13 protein-coding genes and 1 pseudogene are annotated in these 12,437 nt (G+C 38.1%); 7 read left to right on the forward strand and 7 right to left on the reverse strand.

Going from position 1 to position 12,437, the window contains the following annotated elements; all coding sequences use genetic code 11:
- On the reverse strand, window positions 1-322 hold a 322-nt coding region (locus CWATDRAFT_RS24575; RefSeq protein WP_412093257.1), incomplete at its 3' end, for an acyl-CoA thioesterase.
- 665 nt (window positions 323-987) lie between these two features.
- Window positions 988-3,306, reverse strand: a complete 2,319-nt coding sequence (pcrA, locus tag CWATDRAFT_RS24580; protein ID WP_007307550.1) for a DNA helicase PcrA — start codon at window positions 3,304-3,306, stop codon at window positions 988-990.
- A gap of 442 nt (window positions 3,307-3,748) precedes the next feature.
- Between pcrA and trxA the strand changes: the two genes are divergently transcribed.
- The gene (trxA, locus tag CWATDRAFT_RS24585; RefSeq protein WP_007307539.1) at window positions 3,749-4,072 is read left to right on the forward strand and encodes a thioredoxin; all 324 of its coding nucleotides are present in this window, start codon (window positions 3,749-3,751) and stop codon (window positions 4,070-4,072) included.
- Between the two features lie 129 nt (window positions 4,073-4,201).
- Here trxA and CWATDRAFT_RS24590 read toward each other — a convergent pair whose 3' ends face one another.
- From CWATDRAFT_RS24590 to CWATDRAFT_RS32015, 4 genes are all read right to left on the reverse strand, one after another.
- On the reverse strand, window positions 4,202-4,516 hold the full coding sequence (locus tag CWATDRAFT_RS24590) for a HigA family addiction module antitoxin (RefSeq protein ID WP_007307549.1): 315 nt from the start codon (window positions 4,514-4,516) through the stop codon (window positions 4,202-4,204).
- Window positions 4,517-4,611: 95 nt separating this feature from the next.
- Window positions 4,612-4,845 carry a YgiT-type zinc finger protein gene (locus CWATDRAFT_RS24595; protein ID WP_007312601.1) on the reverse strand — a complete coding sequence of 78 codons (234 nt, stop codon included), beginning with the start codon at window positions 4,843-4,845 and terminating at the stop codon, window positions 4,612-4,614.
- 4 nt (window positions 4,846-4,849) lie between these two features.
- The gene (locus CWATDRAFT_RS24600) at window positions 4,850-5,158 is read right to left on the reverse strand and encodes a DUF4258 domain-containing protein (protein WP_007307547.1); all 309 of its coding nucleotides are present in this window, start codon (window positions 5,156-5,158) and stop codon (window positions 4,850-4,852) included.
- Window positions 5,159-5,236: 78 nt separating this feature from the next.
- Window positions 5,237-5,812, reverse strand: coding sequence for a PEP-CTERM sorting domain-containing protein (locus CWATDRAFT_RS32015; RefSeq protein WP_157134168.1), 576 nt, complete (start codon window positions 5,810-5,812; stop codon window positions 5,237-5,239).
- Window positions 5,813-6,333: 521 nt separating this feature from the next.
- On the opposite strand from CWATDRAFT_RS32015, the gene CWATDRAFT_RS24615 reads away from it, so the two are divergent.
- The 6 genes from CWATDRAFT_RS24615 to CWATDRAFT_RS24640 all read left to right on the forward strand — a co-directional run bounded on the left by CWATDRAFT_RS24615 (window position 6,334) and on the right by CWATDRAFT_RS24640 (window position 11,021).
- Window positions 6,334-6,561 (forward strand): hypothetical protein, encoded by a 228-nt coding sequence (locus CWATDRAFT_RS24615; protein WP_198139027.1) that lies wholly within the window; start codon window positions 6,334-6,336, stop codon window positions 6,559-6,561.
- Window positions 6,551-6,898 carry a type II toxin-antitoxin system PemK/MazF family toxin gene (locus CWATDRAFT_RS24620; RefSeq protein WP_007307540.1) on the forward strand — a complete coding sequence of 116 codons (348 nt, stop codon included), beginning with the start codon at window positions 6,551-6,553 and terminating at the stop codon, window positions 6,896-6,898. The genes CWATDRAFT_RS24615 and CWATDRAFT_RS24620 overlap by 11 nt, the downstream gene beginning before the upstream one ends.
- Window positions 6,899-6,961: 63 nt before the next feature.
- On the forward strand, window positions 6,962-7,186 hold the full coding sequence (locus CWATDRAFT_RS24625; protein WP_007307541.1) for a hypothetical protein: 225 nt from the start codon (window positions 6,962-6,964) through the stop codon (window positions 7,184-7,186).
- A complete protein-coding gene (locus tag CWATDRAFT_RS24630; RefSeq protein WP_007307542.1) occupies window positions 7,183-7,464 on the forward strand; it encodes a type II toxin-antitoxin system RelE/ParE family toxin in 282 nt (93 codons plus the stop codon). Before CWATDRAFT_RS24625 ends, CWATDRAFT_RS24630 begins: the two co-directional genes overlap by 4 nt.
- 435 nt (window positions 7,465-7,899) lie before the next feature.
- Complete coding sequence (locus tag CWATDRAFT_RS24635; RefSeq protein ID WP_007307543.1) at window positions 7,900-10,593, forward strand: phycobilisome rod-core linker polypeptide; 2,694 nt, start codon at window positions 7,900-7,902, stop codon at window positions 10,591-10,593.
- 92 nt (window positions 10,594-10,685) lie between these two features.
- Window positions 10,686-11,021: a hypothetical protein gene (locus CWATDRAFT_RS24640; RefSeq protein WP_007307544.1), complete on the forward strand. Its 336-nt coding sequence runs from the start codon at window positions 10,686-10,688 to the stop codon at window positions 11,019-11,021.
- A gap of 27 nt (window positions 11,022-11,048) precedes the next feature.
- On the opposite strand, the pseudogene CWATDRAFT_RS24645 reads toward CWATDRAFT_RS24640, so the two are convergent.
- Window positions 11,049-12,266 (reverse strand): annotated as a pseudogene (locus tag CWATDRAFT_RS24645) (IS5-like element ISCwa2 family transposase); the annotation flags it as partial.
- Window positions 12,267-12,437: the final 171 nt, after the last annotated feature.

Below are 12,437 nucleotides of genomic sequence, written 5' to 3' on the forward strand. Positions count from 1 at the left end.
TTATTTGAGATGTTCTACAAACAGATTCTGAGAATGGGTGGAAAACTTTTTCTTGGAAATCACCTAATTCCACCACGGGTAGTTCACATCCTAATTTTACCAATTCTGCAAAATCTATGCCCATGGAACGAAGACATTCCACTCTAGCAGTTTCTAACCAACTAACATAAGTAACATGCCAGACGACTCCTGCATAGTCGGTATGATGGGGTTGTACCCTAAGAGAATACTCAAACCACTTTTCCGTGGTTGCTTTGAGAGGGTTTTTCGGGGTGATAGCTGAGGTAGGCGGCAGTTGGGGAGACTCTTGTGAAGAAGACAAGGTATTGACACTCTAGAGAAATATGGGGTTGACACTCTCGCCGTTAAGCTCCTATCGTCGCTGTAACGGGAGATTCTTGAGCTAATCACCGCCCTTTCAAGTTACCTCTACTTAGGTCTTACACGATTATGTCTGAACCGAGCTTACTAGAATATCACTTGCTATCTAGACACCCTTTTTGTGGTTCACTCTCCAAGCGTTTTGGCATTTCAGCCAAGGTTTGGGGCTGCCCGACCCTACCTGTCTTACGACAAAAGCTTTTTGCTTTTTCATTCACCAATGTTTATCGGTTACTGCGCTTACGGTCGTCACAAGCTTTTGAGGGAACCTCAAAAGACGCGACCTCATGTTTTTCGTGGTTTTCGCTACCCACTGTCCTCCTTTTTTCCGTTCGACGGTGCTGCACTGTTTCAGCAGATTTTCACGCTTTTCGGCGGTGTTTCAACCTGAAGACATCACTAGTCTAGCACAACTTTTTTTGAAAGTGTCGATGCACTCACCTTTTTTTGTTGGTCGGGATTTCATCCCACCGTTAACATTCGTGTAACGGGGGTCTTCACCCCGACATTTGAGATAACTTGCTCATCAGTGTATCAAAAAATCACAGTTATTAATAAACTACCCCAGGTTGCTACGCTGAACCTGAGGTTTTCAAATTAGCTATCTTATTCAATTTTAGTAATGGAGTTGGTTCTCGGATCGACAATTTTCCTACCAAGTCCAGCAAATTGGATGGCCAAGTTAGTTTTTTTTCCTGACCCTAAAATATGGGTAATTTCTCCTTCCCCAAAACTATGATGAATGACGCGATCGCCTACTGACCATTTATCATTTGCAGAACTAGAAACTGTTTTTTTGCGATGCACTTTTCTAGCGGTTGGTCGCAGATTACTATTGATTAATTCTTCTGGTATTTCTTGGATAAATTGTGACACCATTTTCATTTCTTTTGAACCCCAAACATATCTCTCTCTGGCATGACTAATAAATAATTGTTCTTGGGCGCGGGTAATTCCCACATAACATAATCTTCGTTCTTCTTCTAAGGACAAAGGATCATTTAAACTCCGAACATGGGGGAAAGTTCCTTGTTCTAATCCCACTAAAAAGACAATGGGGAATTCCAACCCTTTTGCAGAGTGTAAGGTCATTAACGATACCTTTTCTTGTCCTTCATCCAGGTTATCTAAATCCGAGGCAAGAGAAGCATTAGTTAAATAACCTTGTAAACTTGTGTCTTCATTTTCTTCTTGATATTGAGCGATTGCACTGTACAATTCATAGATATTTTCTAATCTATTGTCTGCTTCTTCGGTTCCTTTTGTCTTCAAATCATCCACATATCCTGATAATTCCATGATCTGATCAAATATCTCTGTTCCTGAAAGTTCTTTCAATTTACCCTGTAATTCTTTAATCATACTAGCAAATTTATTGACTGATTTAGCTGCCCTTCCTGCTAAGGTTTTCACCGACGTTTCATCCCTAACAATTTCCCATAACGGTATTTCTAATTCTTGGGACGCTTTCAGTAAAGAATCAATGGAAGTTTTGCCGATACCTCGACGGGGAGAATTAATCACCCTCAGTAAACTAACCGTATCAAAAGGATTGACAATTAACCTTAAATATGCGATAGAATCTTTAATTTCTTGACGGTCATAAAACTTAAAGCCCCCCACAATATTATAGGGTATATTATTACGAATGAAGTTATCTTCAAATGGTCGAGATTGAGCATTAACCCGATACAATAGGGCAAAGTCTCCCCAATTTAATTCTGGGTTTGTTTCAACCATTTCTTGTATTTTACCCATAACAAAATCCGCTTCTATGCGTTCATCCTCTGCTTTATAACAGTAAATTTCTTCCCCTTCTCCTCTGGTGGGACGCAAAATTTTATCGATACGTTGACTATTATTTTCAATCAGTTGATTAGCTGCTTGTAAAATAGTTTCTGTAGAGCGATAATTTTCCTCTAGTTTAACCATTGTTCTTGTATCTTCATCCGGCAAACCATCACCAAAGTCAGATTGAAAATTCAATAAAATAGTAAAGTCTGCCATACGAAAACTATAAATAGATTGATCCGCATCTCCTACCACAAAAATAGACCGATTTTCCCAGTTCCATTCGCTTTTACGAGGTTCTGCATTGGTTGTTAACAATTGAATCAACTCGTATTGAATACGGTTAGTATCTTGATATTCGTCCACTAAAATATGTTTAAATTGGGAATGCCAATAACCCAAAATAGATTCATTTTGTTGAAATAAGCGCACAGGAACCAAAATTAAGTCATCAAAATCTAGGGCATTATTAGCAGCTAATTGAGTTTGATATTCGTTATAAACTTCCGCAATGACACGACCCTTGGCATAGGAATTTTCTTTTAAATAAGCTTCGGGAGATAAACCCAAATTTTTAGCATTACTAATGGCATAACGAACAGTACGAGGATTAAACTTTTTATCGTCTAAATTAAACTGTTTGAGAACAATATTTTTAACCAAACTTTGGACATCAGACTCATCAAAAATAGAAAAATTACGCTCCCATTGTCGCTTCTTTTCGTCTTGATACTTGTTAACATCGTAGCGGAGAATCCTAGCACATAAACTATGAAAAGTCCCGATCCATAACTTTTTCGTTGTTTTCTTATAAACTTGAGAAAGTAAACGTTTTTGATCGTATTCTGGCAAAGAATTAAACGGTTGTCCCTGCTGCTTTAAAGCCATTTCTTGAGCAAATAACCTCTCCAGTCTATCTTTCATCTCCCGTGCTGCCTTATTGGTAAAAGTGACAGCCAAGATTGACTCAGGATCAACTTGATAATGGGTGATCAGATGGGCAATTCTATAGGTGAGAGCGCGAGTTTTGCCCGAACCTGCCCCTGCTACCACCAAAAGGGGTCCACAGAAGTGTTCAACAGCAATACGTTGTGAGGGGTTAAGTTGAGAGAGAAAATTGACGGAAGCAGTCATAAAACTTTACAATTGGGTGACACACTGGAACTATCTTGATTTTATCGTTAAGCATTCCAGAACTGAGATTGACTTACAATCATTTTCCAGGCATTTCAAGCCATTGTCTCCCTCTCAAACTTAGGAAAAACAGAGTTTTTAGGGACTATGCCCAAAATAGCGATCAAGTATAACTGCCTAGCTTAACACATTAAGGAAAAAAAAATTTTCAATTAGGCAAAATTTAGTGTATCAAAATGGAAATTCTCCCTTACAATAGAGATAGCGGAGACAAACGTTTCCGTTCACTCCTCACACCACACTCCGCCCGGCATTAGTTCGGGCGGTTTCTTATGGGAGAAAACCGCACTTCATTTTAATGGGTAAAAGTCCAGAAAGTTTTTAGTATGGTAGAATTCTAGAGTATTCTAGATAAACATGAGCAATCAAAGGAATTCATGATATGTCAGCTGCAGTTCAAGTTACAGATGGTACTTTTAAAGCAGATGTTTTAGACAGCGACGTTCCCGTTCTCGTGGATTTTTGGGCGCCTTGGTGTGGTCCTTGTCGTATGGTCGCTCCCGTTGTAGAGGAAATAGCAGACCAATACGCCGGTCAGGTTAAGGTTGTTAAGCTCAACACGGACGAAAATCCTAACACTGCTAGTCAATATGGCATTCGTAGTATCCCCACTCTGATGATCTTCAAGGGAGGTCAACGAGTGGATATGGTTGTGGGTGCTGTTCCTAAAACAACCCTCGCTTCTACTTTGGAAAAGTATCTTTAAGTTTTGATAACAATCAAGACTGCATCGAAAGAGGTAAACTGTTTTAGGTTTACCTCTTTTTTCATCTTTTTACTCCCTTTCCTCCCTCGGTTATGCCGAAGGGAGGAAAGGGTGCAAATTTAACTTAGGTTATTTTTCTCTGGATAAAGATAAAGGTTGAATTTTATCAATTTCATCTTGCTCTTTTTTAAGCACAGCGTAAAGATCATTAGCTCGTTGTAAATTAAGCCAAAAATCAGGAGATGTACCAAAGTATTTTCCTAATCTTAAAGCGGTACTGGTAGTAATACCTCTTTTATTATTAATGAGTTCATTAACTCTTTGATAACTAACACCAATCTCATTAGCAAGTTGTTGTTGAGTTAAACCCATTGGTTCTAAAAATTCTTCTCGCAACATTTCACCAGGAGTGGTGGGGGGACGTATGTTAGGAATATTAACCATAATTAAATTAGTTAGTGATAATCAATTATATGGATTAAAACATAAGCTTTAAGTTCTTGTTTGCTCTTTTTTTTACTAAAATCAGGTTTCATCTTTTATCCTTGATATGCAAAAACATCCACTTGAATTGATTTTATCGGTTTAGTTTCTCCTTGAACCATTAAACGAACTTTTTCTGCTGTTTCACTACTAAAAATAATTTCTCCACAACGACTACAAACTTGTGCAGGAATATTCTCTACTAAAATTAATTTTCCTTCAATCTCAAAAGTTTCATTAACCAGTTGAGATGTAAATTTTTCTGAGCCACAATTATAACAGTTAAACATTTTTTTATCTCCGTTGTGAATAATTAATCCATTCGTCTTCATTCGGTTCATAGAGAGTAATAATAGTTGTTATAGGAGAATCTAACCGAGATGTCTGAAGATGTAAAGGTCTATTTGCTTGAGTAAATCCCAACAAAAGACAACTAGGAGTATATTTATCATCGGGATAATCTTCAATAATAATAACATTGTTTCCTGTTTCCATAATTTCCTGTCTAGATATATTTCGTTCAACGACACGCTTGAAAGCATGGCGTGTTAAATTAAATTTTCCAGACATTAGTTGTTGACGAGTTGTTTCTAATGATTTCATGGGTTTAAAAAAAGTCCCCTAGTTTGTTTCTAGAGGACTATCTTTATTATCGGTGACAATTATAAAACTCACCTAAATTTATTTTTTATTACTACTCTTAGAAACTTTCTTAATAGCTAAACCTCCCAAACTCAATAATCCTAAAATAGATGAGGGTTCAGGAACAGATTGAGAAACAGGAGCATCATTAATCGTCCAGCTACCAAAAACAGTCCCATCAGCATTATTCGTAGTATTACCTATAAATGTATAGGTTTCCCCTGCTTGAAATAGTAGGGGTTGACCAACAAAATCACTGGATGTCTGTATATTTCCCAAAGAAGATACACCAGGACCAGTGATATCAAAGTTAATAGTTCCAAAATCAAGGACTGAAATGTAGGAGAGAAGTTCTACATCTTGGTCAAAACTAACATCAAATGATGTGGTTCTGCCATCTCCAAATACTAATCCACCAACAAGAAAGTCAAAATTCACTGGACTTGGGTTAGAGAAGGTTGCAGTTGCTGTTCCGGCGGTTTCTTGGAAAGTGCTTACGGAACCTGTGTTGTCAGTAAAGTCAATAACAACTGTAGCAGCATTAGCAGCAGAAGATAGGGTTAAAATGGCAAAGGTAGCACCAGCAATTGATAAGCTATGCTTTACCTCACCCAAAAAAATGATAAGTTTTGCTAAACTTATCGTGGTATAATTCCAAAAAAAGTTGACGCTTTTTAGTATAGCTTTCATGTTAGTTTTTGGGCATAATTCTGGAAAAATAAGAACATTTAGGTCCCATTTTCATCAACTTCGACTATAGATATGGATGTTGTAGGGGTCAACGGCCGTTGACCCCTACGGAAATTAGTAAGATAAACAATTATGCAACTAACAGAACATATTTTACCAATCAAAAATACAACACTAAACACTTTATTATCAGAATTGTCAGAGGAATGTAACAATGTAAATATTTTAATTAATCAACTGCAATTACTTGATATTACCCCTAAACAAAAAGCGTAAATTTTAGCCGAGTTGTTAACAGCAACCATTCATTTACAGGTTCATTGTGGAGAAGCTTTTCAAGATTTAATTGCAGAAGAAATGGAAAATTTACCCGATGATGATGAATTATAGTAGAATATAATCAAACGATCAAGTTAACTTAATTTCCTTAGTTTCTAAAATCAATGATGAAGCAAAAAATTACTGCTATTTTCAATGGTGAAGCTTTTTACCCAATAGAAGCTTTTAATCTTGAACCCAATACAAAAGTAACACTAACTATTGAAACTCAACTAACGGACACAAAACAACTAAAAATGATGGCAAGAGATCCTGATATTATCAAAGCAATGAACATGATTAATGAAGAATTTATGTCAACAGAAATGGATGGATTAAGAGAGCATGAAGATTGAAAGAGGTCAAATATATTTTGTTAATCTTAACCCCATTCAAGGTAAAGAACAAGCAGGAAATCGTCCTGTTTTAGTATTATCCATTAATTCTATCAATGACTTACCTTTAGTTGTCACAGTGGTTGTAGGTACTAAGGGTAAAAATATTCGCCAAGATTATCCGACAAATGTTAGGGTTTCTCCTGATGAAAGTGGACTTTCGTTAGAAACAATATTTCTCTGTTTTCAAATTCGTTCAATTGATAAAAATCGTTTTTCTTCTGCACCAGTTGGTAAATTGTCAGAGGAAAAAATGCAAGAAATTGAAACAGCTATTCGTTATTGTTTAGGTTTATAGCCTATGACTTGTAAGTATTATAGAAATTAGATATACTTATACAAGATACTTCCAGGAGATAAGATGAGTGCTATATCATTTCAAGAAATTATTGATTCAATTGAAAGTTTATCCATAGAAGATCAAGATTATTTATTTGACTTAATTCGTAAAAGAAGAATTGATAATAGACGAGAAGAAATTGCTAGAAATGGGGAAGAAACCTTAAAAGCTTTATCATCAGGAAAAGCAAAACAAGGAACAGCAGAAGAAATAAAAGCATATTTGTTAGAAGATGAGGAAGAATGAGATTAGTAGCTGATAAAAGCTTTAAACGTGCTTTTAAACGATTAGTTAAAAAGAATCCTCAACTAAAGGATAAAGTATTAGGTATTTTAGATATCTTAGAAAAAGATCCTTTTACTACTTCTTTAAAATCTCATAAATTAACAGGGAATTTAGAGGGATATTGGTCATGTTCTGTGAGTTATAATTGCCGTATTATTTTTACTTTCAGTCAAGATATAGAGTCGGAAGAAACTTTAATTATTCTGGTTGATATTGGTTCTCACGATGAAGTGTATTGAGTGTCACCAATGCACAGAAATGGTATTTTGTCAAGATAAAAAATCAAGAAGATAAAAAGGATACATTTTGTTACAAACGTACTCAGAAAGTTCCGAAACAGTTTAATCTAGAGGCTGATTAACTTTTTAAAGATAAAACCTTATCGCCTTGGGAAGCAGGGCGACTGCCTGCGGAGGCTTTAGTAAGACCGAACCCCCCCATGTCCGCCTGATAGGGGGGATGTAAGGGGGGTTGAGGCAACAGCCAATGAAGCGGGAAGCTCCGAAGACGAATAAAACCGTCCTAAGTCTTTGTTAGTTGGAAGTCCCAACCAAAACAGAGTTTAGTTGGGGTACTTCACAAAACATCTGGTTTTAATCAAGATGTTGCCAATATATAAACTCCGATAATGGAGTGTAATAGCAATTTTTTTCATGGGAGATAGTTGAAATCTAATGAGTGTAAAAACAAGTGGTGGAAGCTCGTCAGCCAACCCTCAACTGTATCAAACCGTTCCCGTCTCAGCCATCAGTCAAGCTGAGCAACAGGATCGCTTTTTAGGAAAGACAGAACTCAATCAATTAGTTACCTATTTCCAGTCTGGACAGAAGAGACTGGCGATCGCCCAAATCATAACAGCCAACTCAGATTTAATTGTGTCACGGGCAGCTAATAAGATATTCACTGGGGGATCGCCCATGGCGTATCTAGAAAAACCCCCAGTGGAGGCTCCCCGAGAGATGGCTATGGCAGGAGCAACCCAAACAGTGCAACCAGGAGCAGTTACCTACGTAGAAAGCGGCGGTGGTGGCGGTGGAATTTTTGGGGGTTTACGCGCCCTGTTGACCTCTTCTACTGGACCTATTCCCCCTGGGTTTCGCCCCATTAATATCTCTCGTTATGGACCGAGCAATATGCAGAAGTCCTTGAGAGATATGTCTTGGTTTTTGCGCTATGTTACATACGCTATTGTGGCTGGTGATCCGAGCATCATTGTGGTTAACACCCGTGGTTTAAAACAAGTCCTAGAAAGAGCTTGTTCTATCGATGCGACCATCGTAGCACTGCAAACAATGCGGGCTGCTTCTCGGGAGTATTTCCGCGAAGATGCAGAAGCACAAACCATTGTTACCGAATACTTTGACATTCTCCTCACAGAACTCAAAGCACCAACCCCTGGTAACAAGTTACGTCAACGTTCTTCTGATGATCTACAAGGCTTAGAACTACCTCAAAGCTACTTTAACGCTGCTTTAACCCGTCAAAAATTCGTGATGAAGCCTGGCTTATCCGAATCTGAGAAAGGGGAAATCGTCAGAGCAGCCTATCGTCAACTGTTTGAGAGAGATATTACCAAGGCTTACAGTCAATCTGTATCTTACCTAGAGTCTCAGGTAAGAAATGGGGACATCTCCATGAAAGAGTTTGTCCGTCGTCTTTGTAAGTCCCCTCTTTATCGTAAGCAGTTCTTTGAACCCTTTATCAATAGTCGGGCTTTAGAATTGGCTTTCCGTCATATTTTAGGCCGTGGTCCTAGTTCTCGTGAAGAAGTGCAGAACTACTTTTCCATCGTTTCTGACGGTGGACTTCCAGCATTAGTGGATGCCTTAGTAGACTCTCAAGAATACGCCGATTATTTTGGAGAAGAAACCGTACCTTATCTGCGTGGTTTAGGACAAGAAGCCCAAGAATGTCGTAACTGGGGAATGCAGCAAGACCTATTTAACTATAGTGCGCCCTTCCGTAAGATTCCTCAATTCATCACCACTTTTGCCAAATATAATCAACCCTTACCGGATCAGCACGTTTACGGTTCTGGAAATGATCCCCTAGAAATTCAATTTGGGGCAATTTTCCCGAAAGAAACCCGTGACCCCAGTAAGAGTCCTGCTCCCTTTAGCAAAGATACCAAGCGGATTTTAATTCACCGTGGTCCTGGTATCAATAACCAAAACAGTAACCCGGCTGCCCGGCCTGAATTGCCAGGTAGTTTAGGGGCGAAGGTTTTCCGTCTCAATAACGAACTACCTGGTAGCAGTAACGGAGCCAGTGTTAAGTTTGGTGAGAGTTCCACTCAAGCGGTGATTCGTGCTGCTTACCGTCAGGTGTTTGGCCGGGATGTCTATGATGGACAACGGTTAAAAGTAGCGGAAAATAAACTGGAAAATGGGGATATTACCCTACGGGAGTTTATCAAAGCTTTAGCTAAGTCTGAGGTGTTCCTGAAAACCTACTGGACTCCTTTTTATGTGGTTAAGGCGATCGAATACATCCACCGTCGTCTCTTAGGTCGTCCTACCTACGGCCGCCAAGAAATGAACCCTTACTTTGATTTGGCTTCTAAGAAGGGCTTTTATGCCTTAGTTGATGCCATGATCGATAGTCAGGAGTACACGGAAGCCTTTGGAGAAGATACGGTTCCCTATGAACGGTATTTGACACCTGCTGGAATGCAGTTACGCATGGCTCGTCCTGGTAGCATTCGAGAAGATATTGGTCAACGGGTTGATAAGAAAGTAACTCCAAGATTTGTGGAACTAGGTCAAGTTTCTAATAACCGCACCGAACCTGAACTCAAGTTCCGTGTTAACCAAGGGGTTAGTACCCAGCGTCAGCAAACGAAAATCTTTAAGTTGTTAACTACAACCGATAAAGTAGCTCTACAAAATGCCATTCGTGCTGCTTATCGTCAGATTTTTGAGCGGGATCTCGACCCTTATATTATTCAAGCTGAGTTTACCAGTCTTGAAAGTAAGTTAGGTAACGAAGAAATTACCGTTAAAGAGTTTATTGAAGGTTTAGGTTGTTCTGATCTCTATATCAAAGAGTTCTACGCCCCCTATCCCAACACGAAGGTTATCGAACTAGGAACTAAACATTTCTTAGGTCGTGCGCCTTTAACTCAAAAAGAGATTCAAAAATACAACCAAATTTTAGCCACTGAGGGTATTCGGGGCTTTATTGGGGCAATGGTCAACAGTATGGAATATCTCCAATTATTCGGAGAAGATACGGTTCCCTATCGTCGTTTCCCCACCCTTCCTGCCGCCAACTTCCCCAACACCGAACGCTTGTATAACAAGTTAACCAAACAGGATCAGGAGTTGGTAGTTCCTAGTTTTGAACCTGTGGTTAAAGTGGGTGGTTAATTTAATGATCATTTCCTAAATTTTCATAAAAAAAGGCGCGATTTGTCGCGTCTTTTTTATAATGAAAATGGACAAAATTTTAGGAGAAAAAAATGCCTAAACTTCGTAATATGTTAATTGGTGCTGGTATTGCTGTGGTGGGTGGTATTGGGACTAAAATGGCTGTGGATTATTTTCGTAATCGTGACAAGGAAGAGGAAGTTCCTGATACTGAGGAAGATGTGGAACCTGCATCTGAGGAAGAAGTTGCTTATGCAACGGTAGAAGATAGTACGATTCAAGAATTTCTTGATAATAGTTTCGGTGATCCAGGCCGTTATGTTCCTACTCGTGCGCCCAAAATATTTGAGTATCAAGGGTTTCAATGTATGGTGATTTGGGCTTACGATAATAAGAACGAAAAAAATCAATTATTGGCCTTTAAATAGGGTTTGCTGAAAAAGTTTCTCCAAAATTTATGCCACTTTTGACCAAGAATTTTCTGACAAATCAATAAGTTTTAGTACATAAAAATTGTTTAAAGTATAATCAAAATTAATGAAAGGCGGTTTAATGAGTTCCCCTGTTCTATTATTAGTAAATAAGGACAAAAAAAGCGACAAAAACTGCCTCAGAAGTTTACAAAGATTGACAACTAAAAATGTAATAGCAATAGATGTAATGGAGGTTTCAGGGAGTTTTGTCATCACGAGATTTAGGCTAAATCTTCGTTTAGCTTGTCCAAACTTTCCCTCAATAGCATTACGGAAGCATTCATCGGAGTGGGCTTGTTTCTTTTCTTCTTCACTGACATTTTTCGGAGGTCTTCCTAACTTCGGACCACTGATTCTTATCCCTCTTTCCTTACACCAATTTCTGTTTTCCCTAGTTCGATAAATTTTATCTACATGGACGGATTCGGGATAATAGCCAAACGTTTCTTTATACTTTTCTACTTGTTCTTTAAAATGACAAGATTCATTGAAGTTTTCCCAACTTATTTTGTCTAGAAACACATAGTTATCTACACAGCTTACTGAAAGTTTAGCTCCAAACTCTATTGGTTTTCCTGCTTTTCCCCTCACTATTGGACGAATATGCGGTTGAGTTAAACTTACAATTCTTTGAGGAACACTCTGGGTCTTATTCTCCCACATTGACTGTTGTTGTTCATAAACTTTTTTGATAGTCTCTAGACAATTTTTCTGTCTTTTACACAGATTTTCCAGGGAAGCCCCAGCTTGAATTAAGTCTTCTATATCTCCTAAATTTTTCTTAAGGTATTTTAACTGTTTCCCGATAGCTTTTCTTCTTTCTTGATAAGATACTTTTCGTTTTTTAGCTACTTTTAAGTATTCCTTTCTAGCAATTTTTCTAGAAGTTCTCGGTTTTTTTCTCAATTTCACTCTTAATGGTTTATAAAGATTATCTATTATTCTTTCTGTCTCAATTCTGGCTTGATTGAATATGCCTAAATCCGTTGGGTATTTGATGTCTGCTGGCGCACAAGTCGCATCTAAAATTAGTTTACCTTTATTTTTTATTTTTTCTCCTTTTTCTTGGAGACAATCCTTTTTTTTTACTTCTTTATCACTCTTGTCTATTTCTCTTTTTACTATTTTTTTATTGATTTTGTTTATCAATTCTCCATCAATTCTTTTCCTAAAATGAACTAGCATTGAAGATCTCACGGGGTGACAAGTAGGTTGAAAAGTAAGTCCAGAGCGGTTTTTCTCTGTTACCCGACCCTAAACAATTGTCGGCAACCAGAGAGCTTATTGAGAATGAACGATAATAATAATCATTTGCAAATGGGGGGGGAAGAGGTGGAGTATGGAGAGTCAAGAACAGGATGAAGAGGGAGG

The organism is Crocosphaera watsonii WH 8501 (genome assembly GCF_000167195.1).
GTDB lineage: Bacteria > Cyanobacteriota > Cyanobacteriia > Cyanobacteriales > Microcystaceae > Crocosphaera > Crocosphaera watsonii.

Coding starts and splice junctions, on each gene's coding strand:
- CWATDRAFT_RS24625 (WP_007307541.1), top strand. CDS start 6,962: ATGAGTGCTATATCATTTCAAGAAATTATTGATTCAATTGAAAGTTTA.
- CWATDRAFT_RS24595 (WP_007312601.1), bottom strand. CDS start 4,845: ATGTTTAACTGTTATAATTGTGGCTCAGAAAAATTTACATCTCAACTG.
- CWATDRAFT_RS24615 (WP_198139027.1), top strand. CDS start 6,334: ATGAAGCAAAAAATTACTGCTATTTTCAATGGTGAAGCTTTTTACCCA.
- CWATDRAFT_RS24635 (WP_007307543.1), top strand. CDS start 7,900: ATGAGTGTAAAAACAAGTGGTGGAAGCTCGTCAGCCAACCCTCAACTG.
- CWATDRAFT_RS24630 (WP_007307542.1), top strand. CDS start 7,183: ATGAGATTAGTAGCTGATAAAAGCTTTAAACGTGCTTTTAAACGATTA.
- CWATDRAFT_RS24620 (WP_007307540.1), top strand. CDS start 6,551: ATGAAGATTGAAAGAGGTCAAATATATTTTGTTAATCTTAACCCCATT.
- trxA (WP_007307539.1), top strand. CDS start 3,749: ATGTCAGCTGCAGTTCAAGTTACAGATGGTACTTTTAAAGCAGATGTT.
- CWATDRAFT_RS24640 (WP_007307544.1), top strand. CDS start 10,686: ATGCCTAAACTTCGTAATATGTTAATTGGTGCTGGTATTGCTGTGGTG.
- CWATDRAFT_RS24590 (WP_007307549.1), bottom strand. CDS start 4,516: ATGGTTAATATTCCTAACATACGTCCCCCCACCACTCCTGGTGAAATG.
- CWATDRAFT_RS24600 (WP_007307547.1), bottom strand. CDS start 5,158: ATGAAATCATTAGAAACAACTCGTCAACAACTAATGTCTGGAAAATTT.
- pcrA (WP_007307550.1), bottom strand. CDS start 3,306: ATGACTGCTTCCGTCAATTTTCTCTCTCAACTTAACCCCTCACAACGT.